This is a genomic window from Corynebacterium jeikeium (assembly GCF_028609885.1).
GTDB lineage: Bacteria > Actinomycetota > Actinomycetes > Mycobacteriales > Mycobacteriaceae > Corynebacterium > Corynebacterium jeikeium.
Genome location: NZ_CP063195.1, coordinates 1158889 through 1173364, shown reverse-complemented (window position 1 = coordinate 1173364; position 14476 = coordinate 1158889). Strand labels below are relative to the sequence as shown.

Annotated in this window: 12 protein-coding genes; 2 read left to right on the top strand and 10 right to left on the bottom strand. The window is 62.2% G+C overall.

Annotation, left to right across the window (positions count from 1 at the left end; all coding sequences use genetic code 11):
- Window positions 1–5: 5 nt before the first annotated feature.
- From pgl to tkt, 5 genes are read right to left on the bottom strand one after another with little or no spacing between them, the layout of a single operon-like run.
- On the bottom strand, window positions 6–839 hold the full coding sequence (gene pgl / locus CJEIK_RS05170) for a 6-phosphogluconolactonase (RefSeq protein ID WP_005294811.1): 834 nt from the start codon (window positions 837–839) through the stop codon (window positions 6–8).
- Window positions 836–1912, bottom strand: a complete 1077-nt coding sequence (locus tag CJEIK_RS05165; protein WP_005294809.1) for a glucose-6-phosphate dehydrogenase assembly protein OpcA — start codon at window positions 1910–1912, stop codon at window positions 836–838. Before CJEIK_RS05165 ends, pgl begins: the two co-directional genes overlap by 4 nt.
- A gap of 60 nt (window positions 1913–1972) precedes the next feature.
- Complete coding sequence (gene zwf, locus CJEIK_RS05160; RefSeq protein ID WP_005294806.1) at window positions 1973–3535, bottom strand: glucose-6-phosphate dehydrogenase; 1563 nt, start codon at window positions 3533–3535, stop codon at window positions 1973–1975.
- A gap of 59 nt (window positions 3536–3594) precedes the next feature.
- The gene (gene tal, locus CJEIK_RS05155; RefSeq protein ID WP_005294803.1) at window positions 3595–4707 is read right to left on the bottom strand and encodes a transaldolase; all 1113 of its coding nucleotides are present in this window, start codon (window positions 4705–4707) and stop codon (window positions 3595–3597) included.
- Between the two features lie 35 nt (window positions 4708–4742).
- Window positions 4743–6833, bottom strand: coding sequence for a transketolase (gene tkt, locus CJEIK_RS05150; protein ID WP_005294800.1), 2091 nt, complete (start codon window positions 6831–6833; stop codon window positions 4743–4745).
- A gap of 257 nt (window positions 6834–7090) precedes the next feature.
- Between tkt and CJEIK_RS05145 the strand changes: the two genes are divergently transcribed.
- On the top strand, window positions 7091–8029 hold the full coding sequence (locus CJEIK_RS05145; RefSeq protein WP_034964928.1) for a heme o synthase: 939 nt from the start codon (window positions 7091–7093) through the stop codon (window positions 8027–8029).
- 27 nt (window positions 8030–8056) lie between these two features.
- On the opposite strand, the gene CJEIK_RS05140 is transcribed toward CJEIK_RS05145, so the two are convergent.
- From CJEIK_RS05140 to mptB, 5 genes are all read right to left on the bottom strand, one after another.
- Window positions 8057–8851, bottom strand: a complete 795-nt coding sequence (locus tag CJEIK_RS05140) for a hypothetical protein (protein ID WP_005294793.1) — start codon at window positions 8849–8851, stop codon at window positions 8057–8059.
- Between the two features lie 61 nt (window positions 8852–8912).
- Entirely contained in the window at window positions 8913–9974 is a 1062-nt protein-coding gene (locus CJEIK_RS05135; protein WP_005294790.1) for a COX15/CtaA family protein, read from the bottom strand.
- Window positions 9975–10030: 56 nt separating this feature from the next.
- Window positions 10031–10822, bottom strand: coding sequence for an ABC transporter permease (locus CJEIK_RS05130; protein ID WP_005294787.1), 792 nt, complete (start codon window positions 10820–10822; stop codon window positions 10031–10033).
- The gene (locus CJEIK_RS05125; RefSeq protein ID WP_005294784.1) at window positions 10819–11808 is read right to left on the bottom strand and encodes an ABC transporter ATP-binding protein; all 990 of its coding nucleotides are present in this window, start codon (window positions 11806–11808) and stop codon (window positions 10819–10821) included. The genes CJEIK_RS05130 and CJEIK_RS05125 overlap by 4 nt, the downstream gene beginning before the upstream one ends.
- 30 nt (window positions 11809–11838) lie before the next feature.
- Entirely contained in the window at window positions 11839–13578 is a 1740-nt protein-coding gene (gene mptB / locus CJEIK_RS05120; RefSeq protein WP_005294783.1) for a polyprenol phosphomannose-dependent alpha 1,6 mannosyltransferase MptB, read from the bottom strand.
- Between the two features lie 214 nt (window positions 13579–13792).
- On the opposite strand from mptB, the gene CJEIK_RS05115 reads away from it, so the two are divergent.
- The gene (locus tag CJEIK_RS05115; RefSeq protein WP_005294779.1) at window positions 13793–14476 is read left to right on the top strand and encodes a helix-turn-helix transcriptional regulator; all 684 of its coding nucleotides are present in this window, start codon (window positions 13793–13795) and stop codon (window positions 14474–14476) included.

Below are 14476 nucleotides of genomic sequence, written 5' to 3'. Positions count from 1 at the left end.
ACAACTTAAAGCAGTGGGTTGGCGGCCTCGTCAACCCACAGCAGCGTCGCCTTCGTACCGGAGGCCAAAGCTGCGGGCCATTCGGCGCCATTGCCGCCGTTAAACACCTGGCCCGCAGCTTCTTTCTTTTCCTCACCGCTGACTAGCAGCCACACCTGCCGGGAGCGGTTGACCGCCTGCATGGTCAAGCTGATGCGCTCCGCCGGGGGCTTCGGGCATTCGCGCACGGCAACCACCGAACCCTCGGCGTGCAATAGTGCATCGGTGTGTGGGAACAACGAGTTAATGTGCCCCTCCGGCCCCATTCCCAGCAGGTGGATGTCGAAGCCTTCGGGAGCAACCTGATCCACCGTCTTGCCGTAGAACGCCGCGGCTGCATCCAGCGCCGGGCCGTCGGCTGACTCGCCGGCTGCCAGGGCGGGAACGCGGAAGACGTTCAGAGAGGGGATAGTCACGTGGCGAAGCAGGGCATCAAAGGCCTGCTTGTCGTTGCGCTCCGGGTCGCCGGCGGCCAAGAAACGCTCGTCGCCAAAGAATACATACACCTGAGACCAGTCGATCGCTGTGACGGGGAAATCCTCCGCAGTCTGCTGCGCCGCATGATCCAGGGCGGCGATCTCCGCTAGGGTAGCAATGCCTGCCCCGCCGCCGGTCAGCACAACGCGGACGATTCCGTCGCCCGTGACGGTGTCCCCGGTGCGCTGCAGCTCCGCAACAGTGTTGATGAATTCGCGTGCCGCGGCCGTCGCCAGATCTTGTTTGCTGTCGCGTGGCCGCAGTTCCACCCCCGTCTTGTCACTGACAACTGAGGAGCGGCGGTTGTTTTGTGTGGGCTTCATCGTAGAGACTCCTGACCATCGAAAGTGCTATAGGTTTCGCGGGCATCGCGGGAGGTCCAGCGATCCAACTTGTCCTCCTGCACCCCGGGGGTTTGCACGCCACGGTACTGGGAAGTGCGGGGACCGCGATCCGGACGGTTTACGCGCACCAGGCCTCGAAGGGCATGCCCGAAAGCGTAGTCAGGGTCCAGGTGACGCAACTCCTCGGCAAGGCAATCAGCCAGTGCACGCCTACCGAGGGTGACCATTGACTTCTGGTCTCCGACGGTCAGCGATACTGTGTTGGCGTCAATAACCTCGACCTCAATGGCCCCCACCTGGCGGTGCAGCACCGCCTTTTCGATGGAGATCATGCGATTGCCTTCAGAGTCTTCAGCATGGCGGCCATCGACCGTAACATGCCTGGTCAACGGCACATCCAAGCGCTCCGCAAGCCAACCGGCAGCAATGTCGACGGACGGGTCATGCTTCGGCCCCCACACCTCTGCAGACACAATCGGGTGGTGCGGCGGCTGGTCCAGCGCCGAGGCGAGGAGCCCACGCCACAGGGTGATACGGCTCCACACCATGTCCGAATCCCCGCGGGTATACGTCATGCGGCGGCGGTAGAGGGCATCCTCATCCTCGTCCGTCAGCGAGTCGGTGATGCGGCGAGTTGCCAGCGCGCCGATTGGGTCGGCGGCCGGGTTACGCGGACCGGTTCCTGGCCACCAGGCCACGATAGGGGTATCGGGCAGCAGTAGGGGAGTCACTACGGAGGCACGGTTGGCCGACAGCTCGCCGTGCAGGTGCATGATAATAATCTCGGAAGCGCCTGCGTCGCCGCCAATGCGCAGCTGCGCGTCCAACGAAGACTCTTCGCTCCGGTGCGTTACCAGCACGATCACGCGGGCGGGGTGCTCGCGGGAAGCGTCGTGGGTGGAGCTGATGATGCGGTCGAGGTCATCGTCCTCGCTGGTGACGACAATGAGGGTGAGCACGCGGCCGCTCGTGACGTCGCCGCGTTCCTCACGCAGCGTGCGGATGCGGCGCTCGATGTCTTTGGTCTTGGTGTTTGGAAGGTCGATGATCATGGGCGTTTAGTGAGCGCTCCTCGCGCGGTCGGAGGGATAAGTGGGCAACGTAAGGAAGCTTTAGGGGCGACGCCACTGCCGCCCCGACCGGGACAGAATCTCTTCGGCACCCTTCGGTCCCCACGTGCCCGCGGGGTAATCCTCCGGGCGTCCGTGGAGAGCCCAATGCTCCAGAATCGGATCCAGGATCTTCCAGGACAGCTCCACTTCCTCATTAGTCGGGAACAGGCTCGCCTCGTCCAGGAGGGCATCCAGGATCAGGCGCTCGTAAGCCTCGGGGGATTCCTCGGTGAAGGACTCAGAGTAGTTGAAGTCCATGTTCACGTCGCGGACCTCCATACCGGAGCCCGGCACCTTGGAGCCAAAACGCACCAGCACGCCCTCATCGGGCTGCACGCGGATAACCAGCATGTTGTTGCCCTGGGCAGTAGTCTGTCCGGGGCCGAACGGCAGGTGCGGGGCCTCCTTAAACACGATGGCGATCTCCGTCACTCGGCGCCCCAGGCGCTTGCCGGTACGCAGGTAGAACGGCACCCCAGCCCAGCGGCGGGAGGAGATTTCGAAGGTAGCGGCAGCATAGGTCTCCGTGGTGGACTCTGGATCGAACCCGTCTTCCTGGCGCAACCCCTTCACCGGGATTGAACCCTGCCATCCGGAGGTATACTGCCCGCGCGCCGTTGTCTGCGCGAACGGACCAACCGGAGTGGTCGCGCGTAGTACCTTCACCTTTTCCGCCTGCAGCTCCTCCGGGTTGAACGTCACCGGCTCCTCCATGGCGATCAGCGCCAGCAATTGCAGCAGGTGGTTCTGAATTACGTCGCGGGCCGCCCCGATGCCATCGTAGTAACCCGCGCGTCCGCCGAGGCCAATGTCCTCGGCCATGGTGATCTGCACGTGATCCACGTAGTGAGCGTTGAACATTGGGTCGAACAGCTGATTGGCGAAGCGCAGCGCCAGGATGTTCTGCACTGTCTCCTTGCCCAGGTAGTGGTCGATGCGGAACACGCTGGATTCCGGGAACACGCTGTTTACGATCTCATTGAGTTCGTGGGCCGACTGTTCGTCGTGGCCGAATGGTTTCTCGATGACCACTCGGCGCCAGCCGTTGTGCATCTCTCCCAGCTCCGGATTCGCCTTCGCAAGCCCACTGCGCTCGAGTTGGTGGCACACGCTGGGGAAGTGGTCCGGCGGGACGGAAAGGTAATAGGCCCAGTTGCCGGCGGTACCGCGGGCGTTGTCGATCTCCCGAGTCTTCTCCGCGAGGGCGTCAAAAGCAGAATCGGTGGTGAAGTCACCGGTGACGAAGAAGATGCCCTCGGCGAGGCGATCCCACACGTTCTGGCGCCATGGCGTGCGCGCGCGTTCTTTGACGCACTCCAAGACCTGCGCCTCGAACTGCTCCTTCGACCAGTCGCGGCGGCCGTAGCCGATCAGGCTAAAGCCGGGTGGCAGCAGACCGCGGTTTGCCAGGTCGTAAACGGCGGGCAACAGCTTCTTGCGCGCCAGGTCGCCGGTTACACCGAAGATCACGAGGCCACAGGGCCCAGCGATGCGCGGCAAACGCTTATCCAATTCGTCACGCAACGGGTTGCGCCATTCCTCAGCGGAAAAGGGAAGTTGCACTTGTCTAAAGTCCTATTTTCTTTAGTCGGTGGGTGTGGGTGCCGTTCTAGCTGCTTGATCTATTTGGCTTCTAGCTGCGCAGACAGGGTACCCAGCAGCTCGTTCCAGGAGGCCACGAACTTCTCCACGCCCTCGTCCTCCAGCACGGTCCACACCTCAGCCAGGTTCACGCCCACGGCGTCCAGGCGAGCAAATACCGCGCGTGCATCCTCCGCGGTGCCGGAGAGGGAATCGCCGCGAACCTCGCCGTGGTCGATAGTCGCGTCCAGGGTGTTCTCCGGCATCGTGTTCACGGTGCGAGGTCCGGCCAGCTCGGTCACGTACAGCGTGTCGGGGTACTCGGGGTTCTTTACTGAGGTGGACGCCCACAGTGGGCGCTGTACAGGCGCCCCCTTTTCGGCTAGCGCGGTCCAGTCGGGGTTGTTCAGCAGGTGCTCCTCAAAGGCGGCGTAAGCTAGCTGCGCGTTGGCCACGCCCGCCTTGCCCTTGAGCTGCTTGGCCTCGTCCGTGCCGATGCCATCCAGACGCTTGTCGATCTCGGTGTCCACGCGCGAGACGAAGAAGCTGGCTACGGAATGGATCTTGGTGAGGTCTTTACCGGCCTCAGCAGCGCGGGTAATACCAGCGACGAAGGCTTCCATGACCTGGATGTAGCGGCTGACGGAGAAGATGAGGGTCACGTTCACGCTGATGCCCTCAGCCAGTACGTCGGTGATGGCGGGAAGGCATTCCTGGGTCGCGGGGATCTTGATCATCAAGTTTTCGCGCCCCACCTTGGCGGCCAGCTCCTTAGCCTGGGTGACGGTGGCATCACGCTCGTTTGCCAAGCGCGGGTCCACTTCGAGGGAAACCCGGCCGTCCACTCCTCCGGTCTTTTCGTAGATGGGCAGGAACACGTCACAGGCGTCCGCCACGTCATCTGCCGCCATTTCGAACACCGCACTTTCGGCCGGGGTGCCAGCGGCAGCGAGCTCGCGGAGCTGCTCGTCGTAGGCCGTGCCTTGGGACATCGCGCTGGCAAAGATGGCAGGGTTGGTGGTCACGCCGACCACGCCCTTGTTCTCGATGACCTCGGCGAGGTTGCCGGAACGCAGGCGGTCGCGGGACAGGTCGTCCAGCCATACGGAAGTGCCGGCATTGGCGAGTGCGTTAATGTTCGCGGGAGTGCTCATAGAAGGAATCAGTCCTTGGGGTGGGGTTGTGGGGTTTACTTGTTCGCCGCGATGGAGTCGTGCGCGGCGGCGACGACAGCCTCGGAAGTAATGCCGAACTCGCGGTAGAGCGTCTGATAGTCAGCCGAAGCACCGTAGTGCTCCAGGGAGACCGTGCGGCCGTTCAGTCCGACGAAGCGGTGCCACGGCATGGAGATACCGGCCTCCACGGACACGCGAGCCGTCACGTCGCTCGGCAGAACCTGCTCTTGGTACTCGGCATCCTGCTCGAGGAACCACTCCATGACCGGCATGGAGACCACGCGGGTGCCCACGCCCTGGCTTTCCAGCTCCTTGGCGGCCTCCACGGCCAGCTGCACCTCGGAGCCGGTGGCCATCAGAATGACCTCCGGAGTGTCCGTCGATTCCTCGACCAACACGTACGCGCCGCGGGCCACGCCCTCTGCAGCCTTCTGTTGAGTTCCCTCCAGCACGGGGACGTTCTGACGGGTCAGCACCAGAGCCTTCGGAGACTCCTCAGCCTGCAGGGCAGCCACCCAGCCAGCAGCGGTCTCGTTGGCGTCCGCCGGGCGAATAACCGCCAAGTGGGGGATGGCACGCAGGGATGCCAGGTGCTCGACTGGCTGGTGGGTGGGGCCGTCCTCGCCCAGGCCAATGGAGTCGTGCGTCCACACGTGGTAAGCATCCGACTTCATCAGGGCGCCCAGGCGCACCGCGCCGCGTGCGTAGTCGGAGAACTGCAGGAACGTCGCACCGTAAGGGCGAGTCGGGCCGTGCAGGGCGATGCCGTTCAGGATGGCGACCATGCCGTGCTCGCGGATACCGAAGTGCAGGTTGCGGCCACCCGGCTCCGCAGTGAAATTGCGGGTGCTGATGGCCTCCGGGCCGAAGCTCGGGGAGCCCTTGATGATGGTGTTGGTGGAGCCAGCCAAGTCAGCGGAACCACCCCACAGCTCTGGCAAAGTCTTCCCCAGAGCCTGCAGGGTAGCCTCCGAAGCCTTGCGGGTAGCCAGGGACTCGCCGGCCTCCCAGCTGGGAACCTCGGCGTCGAAGCCCTCCGGAAGTTCGCGGGAGTACAGACGGTCGAACAGAACCTTGTTCTCCGGGTTGTTCTCCGCCCAGGCGTCAAAAAGAACCTGCCACTGCTTGTGCGCCTCCGCTGCACGATCGATCAGACCACGGGTGTGGGCGATTACGTTGTCCTCCACCGGGAACGGCTCGTCCGGGAAGTCCAGGGCCTGCTTGATACCGGTGATCTCCTCCGCGCCGAGGGCTGCACCGTGGGAGGCACCGGTATCCATCTTCGTCGGGGCTGGGTAGGCAATGACGCTGCGGAGGCGGATGAAGGTGGGGCGGGAGGTCTCTGCCTTGGCGCGCTCGACCGCGTCCAGGATTCCCTCGACATCCTCGCCGGTGACCTCCAGGGTCTGCCAGCCATAGGCGGCGTAGCGAGCAGATACGTCCTCGTTAAAGGCAATCTCGGTCTGGTCCTCGATGGAGATGCCGTTATCGTCCCAGAAGACGATGAGGTTGCCCAGCTGCTGGGTGCCTGCCAGGGAGGACGCCTCGGAAGTCACGCCCTCCTGCACGTCGCCGTCAGAAGCGATGACGTAGATGAAGTGGTCGAAGGGGGACTCGCCGGCCGGAGCCTGCGGGTCGAACAGGGCGCGCTCGCGGCGGGAAGCCATCGCCATACCCACCGCGGACGCCAGGCCCTGGCCCAGCGGGCCGGTGGTGATCTCCACGCCGTCGGTGTGGTGCACCTCCGGGTGGCCCGGTGTCTTGGAGTCCCAGGTGCGCAGCGCCTGCAGGTCCTCCAGTTCCAGGCCGAAGCCGCCCAGGTACAGCTGGATGTATTGGGTCAGGGAGGAGTGGCCAGCCGAGAGGACGAAGCGATCCCTGCCTACCCAGTGCACGTCCTGCGGGTCGTGGCGCAGCACGCGCTGGTACAGGGTGTATGCCAGCGGCGCCAGGCTCATTGCCGTGCCGGGGTGGCCCGAGCCGCAGTTCTCCACGGCGTCTGCGGCCAGTACGCGGGCAAGGTCGACCGCGCGCGTGTCGGTCTCCGTCCAGTCCGCCGGGTAGTTGCGCACCGTGAGTGCCTGCTGTTCTGGGGAGAGAGTCACTGTCAGTTGCCTTTCTTCATCAAGCCGAATACCCCATACATACTAATGGTCGTATCCCGTTGCTGTGGCTAGTGGGCGCCATTGCCGCCCGGATTTCTAGCGCGAAACTTTTCTACACGCCGTGGGAACTTTTTCAGCTTTGGTTACGACCATATATAGATGGGCACGCGCGGGCTCTGTTTCGGCCTGCGCAGTGTGCTCGGGTAGCGTTAGACGCGATTCGGAAAATATTCGAGAAGGTGGAGGCGAGGCAGCCGGTGAAGACATTCGCTGAGACGGCCAAGGCGTATCTAGCACTGACCAAACCCAGGGTCATTGAGTTGTTGCTGGTGGCCACGATCCCTGCGATGTTGCAGGCAGCGCGCGGCGAAGTGAACTTCGGCCTGATCCTTCTCACACTCATCGGCGGTTGGATGGGCGCCGGTGCGGCTAACACGTTCAACAACGTGGTCGATCACGACATCGACCAGCTGATGCGCCGTACTCGCCGCCGTCCGACCGCTCGCCAGACCGTGTCGGTCAACGAGGCCCGCGTCTTCGCCTGGGTACTGCTGATCGCCTCGGTGCTGTGGCTGGGCTTTTTGTGCCACTCGTGGCTGGCCGCTGGGTTTATCGTTCTGACGAACTGGTTCTACGTGTACGTGTACACGAAGTGGCTGAAGCGCCGTACCTGGCAGAACGTCATTTGGGGTGGCGCTGCCGGCTGCATGCCGGTGGTCGTCGGCTGGGCCGTCATCACGGATAACAACGGCGGTGCCTTTGGCGCGGGGTGGTCTTCGTGGGCTCAGGCGCTGATACTGTTCATGGTTATTTTCTTTTGGACGCCGCCGCATACCTGGGCTCTGGGAATGCGTTACCGCGAGGACTATGAGGCCGCGGGCGTGCCCATGATGCCTGTGGTCAAGCCCCCACTGCAGGTCACGCGCCAGATCCTGGCCTACACCTGGGCAACCGTGGTCACTTCGCTGCTGCTGGTTCCAGCCGCTAGCTGGATCTACCTGGCAGCGGCTGTGCTGTCCGGCGCCTGGTTCATTATCAAGGCGCATCTGCTGCACCGTGGCGTGAAAAACGGCACCCCGGTCAAGCCGATGCAGCTGTTCTTCCTGTCGAACAACTACCTGTCGCTACTGTTCGTGGCTCTCTCTGTTGATGCCGTGCTGGGCTGGCAGACTCTCGCCGAGGCTGTGCTCGGCTAGCATAGCGACCTAGCATCACGACTAAGATCACCAAGCCGTCCTGAGCCAATTGCGCTCGGCGAGGTTGAATACGGCTTCGCACTGTTTCTTCGTGAGCCCGGAATCGAGCTCCGCGTGGGTTTGCCCGGGTCGACGACTGATGCCGACGATCGCCCAGCCGTTATTGTTCAGACCATCCGCGACAGCAGTTTCCGCCGATGAGGCCATATTAAAACGGGTGCGATACCAGTCGGGCTTGCGCTTCATCTCAAACTCAAAGGAGTGCATCTGCCGGAACGAGCCATCAGGGTAAAGCACGTGGAGAGGCGCCCGATAGTAGTAATAAAACGTTGAGCCTGCAGATTCGCTTTCTCGCCTTGCGGTGCGGCAATGATAAACCTGCCCGACCAGTGCCGGGTAGTAGTCGATCCAGCCATTCTTCCAGGCGGTAACGATTCGCCTGCGTCGTGCTAAGGCGCTGGAGATCGAGTAGACCGCGACAACGACGAAGACCATTCCAACGATGAAAAAGACCGTATCCGTGAGACGGAGACTGTCGGCCGTTGCATCCCCACGGCGAAGTTTGCTGAGAATCAGCATGAGGCCAATAGCAGCGAAGACGGCACCGAAGAGCCCAACGACCAGGAAGATAATCAGGCTACCCGGCATATCCCGAGCGTAAGGCCGCGGACCCGCTGCCTTTATTGCTTCAAAGGCCCCACTGTTATCCCGCATCGGGTTAGGAGTGGAGTAGTAGTGTTCGCCCCGACTGGGCACCAATGGAGTGTCCACCCCCGAGTTGAATTTCAGGGTGGTGCGCGGCATGCGCGTCGGCTGAGTCATGATTCGGCCCCTTCGTCGCGGGCAACTAGACGATAGTCTTTGGCTCCGAATCTTAGCCGCCTTAGGCGTCGACGGTCTCCTGACGCTGGCAGTCACCGGCCGTCGTGCCCGTCAGGCTGGCGTTGCCACCGCTGTAGCGGAACTTCAAGGCCCAGAGGAATCCGGTGGCCGCGGTGGTAAGCCCCGAGCCAATAACGTGGATCGGCACCGACCAGCGGGGAACACCCAGCCAGTACTGCATGATGCCAACGATGGCCTGCAGAATGATCGCGGCGATCACCCAGTAGGAGGCCGTCTTGATGCGGTGTTCCAGGTTCAGCGCGAACACGCCAGCCAGCAGGCCAACGGTCAGGCCCAGGTAGAGGTACATGAAACCGGCGTGGACGTGAGCCATATCGATTAGAGGCACCTGCAGGCGGTGCTCCGGAAGAATAGCCTCATCGCCCGCGTGCGGACCGGCACCGGTCACCATGGTGCCGGTAATCAGAACGACAGCCAGGCTCAGCGCGGAGCCGTCGGTGAGGATGCGCAGGGGGCGGGGCATCAGAGGCTGCATCTCACCGTCGTCGGGCTCACCGATGCGCACGACCAGCTTCGCGGCCAGGAAGACCAGCAACATACTGGGTAGGAAATGCAGGGCGACCGTCCACCACATTAGATCCATGTGAACAGTGATGCCACCCAGCACGGCCTGCACAATAATGCCAATCCCCTGGATAAAGGCCAGGTGCAGGATTGCGGAGCGGCGCGCTGCGCGTACCACGGCGATGAAGCACACCAGGGCGGCCACGATCAGCACAAAAGTTAGGGTGCGGTTGCCGAACTCAATCAATTGGTGAATCCACGGCGCGGAGCCAGCAACAGGAAACAGAGAGCCTGGGTGGCATTGTGGCCACGTGTCGCAGCCCAAACCGGAGCCCGTAACGCGTACCAGCGAGCCGGTGAAGGTGATGCCAGTCTGGCAGGCCAACAGGATGATGGCGAAGAGCCGCTGGCGCCGGATCGTCGGCGCAGTAACGGGCCGAGGGAAGCCAAACCTGCGGTCGGCTGCATGTGCAAAGGCGTACAGCTTCAGCAGCGCTCTGACGAAGGGATTGCTCTCCTCCGCGGCGCGTTCTTTCATAGTCTCAAGCACGTATTTAAGACTATCGGAAGCCCACGTGGCGGGGCTAATTGCTGCTAGTCGCTCTCCATGGTGAAACGGAACAGCTTCAGGGCGAGGGTCGCGCCGATCACGGCCCACACAGCCAGGCTCAACAGTGCCACCCAGTTGAAACCTCCCGCGACCACGGCGGTGTGGAATCCTTCCGTCAACGCGACCGAGGGAACGGCCATCAGGAAGGTGTTGACGCTCTCACCGGACGGGGTGGTCATGGTGGCATAAACCGCAGCTCCCAGCAGTACGAACCAGATTGTGTTGCCAAGCGCCAGTACCAACTCCGAACTCAGGGTCCCGCCCAGCAGCAGACCCAGGCTGGTGAACGCCGCCACACCTACCACAGCCGTCACCAGTGCAGCAGGAAGCCCGACGATATCCGGGCGCCACCCCAGTGCAAACGAGGCGATGGATAGCACCAGAACTTGCAGCAGCACAACGATGCACACCGCGACGACTTTGCCTGCAATCAGAGCCCAGGTGGGTACACCCGCCGCGCCGATGCGCTTCAACGCCCCATAGCGCCGGTCGAAGGCCACCGCGATGGCCTGACCTGTAAAGCCTGCGCCCATCAGCGCAATCGCCAAAGCCATGGGAAAAATACGGCTCACTGCGTGAGATGCTTCTTCGCCGGGAAACAGCGTCAGACCAATTAGCAGCCCCAGCGGAATGACCATAGAGAGCAACTGCTGTTCGCCGTGGCGCAAGAACAATAGCGACTCGATTTTGGCCTGGGCTTTAACGATGTCTGCGGAATTCGCTTGCTGGGGGGCGGGGGCAAAGAATCCTGGCTCGAAGCGGCTAGTAGTACTCATGAGCGGATGTCCTTTCCGGTGAGAGAGAGGAATACGTCCTCCAGCGACTGCCTGTTGACTTCGAGTTGGCTAATCATCATGGATTCATCGGCGAAAGCCTCGGCCACCGCTGCGACCAGCTGTGGACTCAACTCCTCGGCCTCGATTCTGTAGTGGCGGGGGCGCAGCTCGTCCACCGCCACCGGCACCTCCGCGCGCTTGGCAATGGCTGCGGAGACAGCGGGGAGTGCGGCGTCGCAATCAACCTGCACCGCAAGCCACGCGTCGGCGGAGTTCGGATCGCGGTGCGACATCATCTGCTCCGGTGTACCGGACGCCACCACCCGACCGGAATCGATGATGACTACCTGGTCGGCCAGCGCTTCCGCCTCGTCCATCAAGTGGGTGGTCAAAACCACCGCCACACCATCGCGCTTCAGCGAGGCCACCAGATCCCACACTGCCAGTCGGGACTGCGCATCCAGGCCGGCGGTCGGTTCATCTAGGAACACCAGCTCCGGACGCCCCACAAGTGCACAGGCCAAGCTCAGACGTTGTTGTTGGCCTCCCGATAGGCGCCGGTAGGGAGTCTTTTTGTGGCCGGTCAATCCAACAGTTTCTAGCAGCCAGTCGGGGTCCAAGGGGTTCTTGGAGTATGACGCCACCAGGCGCAACATCTCGCCGACGCGGATTCCGGGGTACGCGCCGCCACCTTGCAGCATTACCCCAATGCGACTGCGAACCTCGTCCGATTCGACGGCCGGATCCTTACCGAATACGCGAATGGTGCCCTCGGTGGGACGGATGAAGCCCTCGCACATCTCGACGGTCGTGGTCTTGCCGGCGCCATTCGGGCCTAGGAGCGCGAGCACCTGTCCGGCGGACAAGTCCAAGCTCAGCCCATCGACAGCGCGACGCTCGCCGTAGGTCTTGACCACGTCACGGAGCTCGAGTACGGGTGCGCTGGCACGTGCCTGCGTTGCCTGGGTTTCAGGTCTTGTTGTCATGATGTGAAAGTCTAGCCCCCTAGCAGTGTTTTACGTAGTAGCAGCTACCGTTCGCCGAAGCGTACTGGAACGAAACGACAGAGCCTCTGCCAGATCTGCGTTGCGGGCGGCAAGAGCTCGCAGAACAACTAGCGCTACCAGGAAAAATACAAGGCTCATTGCATAAATGTAGATAACGGTAGAGGTCGGCAGCGACAACCCTCGGGGGAGGATGAAGAAGCTAAACACCACCGAATAGATCACAGCGGTGAGGTGGAACGCTCGTCTATTCGCCCAGGCTGCAAGGGGGAGGATCGCCCACAGCAGATACCAAGGATGTACCACCGGGAAGAAGAACACCAGGATGAGCGTGGCCACGCCCAGCCCACCCACCGGGTGGATCCGGCCCTGGAAGGAGGCCCACAGCATGCGAACTACCCAGAATGCACCAACAAGCAGCCCAAGTGCGCGGAAGACTATCAATGCCGAATCCGTGTGGTCGCCAAGTCCCAGGACAGTGCCGAGAGCTCCGGAGGCCAACCCTAGAGAGGTACTGATGGACATCCAAGAGATGATCTCTGCAGCGCCTCCCTGGGACGTGATCCAGCCGAAGCCTACGCCGGTGATAATGGAAAACGCCACGGAGGTTACAACTGCAACCACGACGGCAACGGCTGCAGCGGTGATGAGATCCACCAGGCGGCCGCCGAACCAGCGAGCGAGTGCAGCACCGGCAAACCCCAAGCCAATTAAGGCTGTGACTTTGACCAAACCGGCCATTGTGATCAATCCGAATCCGCCGATAATCAAAATCCAGCGGCTGGTGAGGGGGCGCTTCTCGTTGTCCACGCCGCGCAGCACAAGCTCCAGGCCTGCGAGCAGAAGTCCAATCAGAGCGGCTTCGTTGTGAATGCCGCCGACCAGGTGCAGAATCGCCAGCGGATTCAACACTCCCAACCACAATGCAGCTCCACTCGACACGCCACAGCGCCGTGCTAGGCGGACGAGCGCCCAGCCACTAAGAGCCAACCCCAGGATGGCCACCAACCGGTGTAGCACTATGCCCAGGATGATGGAATTGCCGGTGAGCAAGGAAATACCCTCGCCGTAGCCCAGCGCTACAGGCCCATAGGGGGCTGGCGAGTGTGCCCACATCAACGGTACGGAACGGGCTAGTGGATCGTCAATGCCCAACAGATCTACCGGCCCGGCACTGTAGGGATCCCAGCCCTTCGCCGCGATCGCCCCCTGCGCCAAGTAGGAGTAAATGTCCTGGGTAAATAGCGGCGGGGTAACCATGAGTGGGGTAACCCATACAAAGAAAGTGCGCCAATAGGTTCGCACTGGGATTGGATGGTTGGGTCTGCCGGGGGCTGAGACAGCAAAGCTAAACAGGAGCAGCCAGCCGTAGACCAAGAAGCCGATTCCCACGAAGACCAAAACGGTGGTGGAGTGCAGCATCCGTGCCAGCGTGTTCACGCCGGGGAAGTCCCAATAGGGGTTGTGAATCACGGGGAAGGCGCCGGCTCCCAGTCCACCGACCGTGATGAGCATGGTGCCAAGTGCGCCGAGGAAAACCGCAGCGTAGAGTCGCATAGATAGCGCGCGGTTCAGCGGTTCCAGCCACATGGAGCTTTCCGGCACATTGTCGCCATCCGAGTCGGAGTGCAGTTGCGCCGACCGCGACCCCGCAATGCCTAGTTGTGGCAACTGCTCCTGGAACCTCCGCCAGGGCGCCAGGAGACGCGACCCCCGAGACGAGCGCGGGGTGGCTGAGGTGGGGGTAGTCATAGGTGCAGATACTACCGAATGTCGCACTGGATCTTCTTTAGCCATGGCCGTGACCAGCGCCACAAAGAGGACTCAAAGATCTACGACGAGTTAGGCAGGGTTACCTTAGTAGACAAGCGGGAATATTTACGACACACTTTTGTTGTCTAATCATGTAGGCACAACTTTTAGTTGCACAGGCGCACTCGAACGGAAGCGATAAGGAGGTACTAGCGTGGCACGGACATCTGAGGAGCGGGCAACCCAGCCCGCCGCAGAGCACGACACGCGGCACCGCATTCTTCTGCACGTGCTGCGTCACGGTCCGGTGAGCGCATCGGACATTAGCGAGGCTTTTGGGCTAAGCGCCGCCGGCGTTCGGCGTCACTTAGACAATATTGTCTCCGACGGCCTCGCCGAGGTTGTCGAGGCACCTCGCTCCGGGCAACGTGGACGGCCCGCCAAACTCTTTAGGCTGACCGACGACGGCCGGGCGGAGTTTGGACATGATTACGACACGCTAGCCTTGCTGGCGCTGCGCGCTCTTCGCTCTGCAGGCGGAGAGGAGGCGGTGGAGGACTTCGCCGCTCAGCGCATCAACGATCTGCTTCAGGACGTATCCGACTGCGACGCGGACGTTGCCGCCAAGGCCCAGGCCATTGCCGACGCATTAACCGAGAAGGGCTACGCAGCCACTGTCGGTCACGCAGGCGGTGGCGTACAGATTTGCCGTCATCACTGCCCGATTCAAGATGTCGCTCACGAGTTCCCAGAACTGTGCGCGGCGGAGCACCGGGTGGTCGCAGAGCTGCTGGGACAGCACACTCAACCTTTGGCAACAATCGCCGACGGTAACGGTGTCTGCACCACCTATATTCCGCTTAAAACCATTGACCCTTCCCCCAAGAAGGAAAGTTAA

What these genes read in the sequence shown, in the direction of transcription:
- pgl (WP_005294811.1), bottom strand. Translation starts at nt 839, where the DNA reads ATGAAGCCCACACAAAACAACCGCCGCTCCTCAGTTGTCAGTGACAAG.
- CJEIK_RS05165 (WP_005294809.1), bottom strand. Translation starts at nt 1,912, where the DNA reads ATGATCATCGACCTTCCAAACACCAAGACCAAAGACATCGAGCGCCGC.
- tal (WP_005294803.1), bottom strand. Translation starts at nt 4,707, where the DNA reads ATGAGCACTCCCGCGAACATTAACGCACTCGCCAATGCCGGCACTTCC.
- CJEIK_RS05140 (WP_005294793.1), bottom strand. Translation starts at nt 8,851, where the DNA reads ATGACTCAGCCGACGCGCATGCCGCGCACCACCCTGAAATTCAACTCG.
- CJEIK_RS05135 (WP_005294790.1), bottom strand. Translation starts at nt 9,974, where the DNA reads ATGAAAGAACGCGCCGCGGAGGAGAGCAATCCCTTCGTCAGAGCGCTG.
- CJEIK_RS05130 (WP_005294787.1), bottom strand. Translation starts at nt 10,822, where the DNA reads ATGAGTACTACTAGCCGCTTCGAGCCAGGATTCTTTGCCCCCGCCCCC.
- CJEIK_RS05125 (WP_005294784.1), bottom strand. Translation starts at nt 11,808, where the DNA reads ATGACAACAAGACCTGAAACCCAGGCAACGCAGGCACGTGCCAGCGCA.
- mptB (WP_005294783.1), bottom strand. Translation starts at nt 13,578, where the DNA reads ATGACTACCCCCACCTCAGCCACCCCGCGCTCGTCTCGGGGGTCGCGT.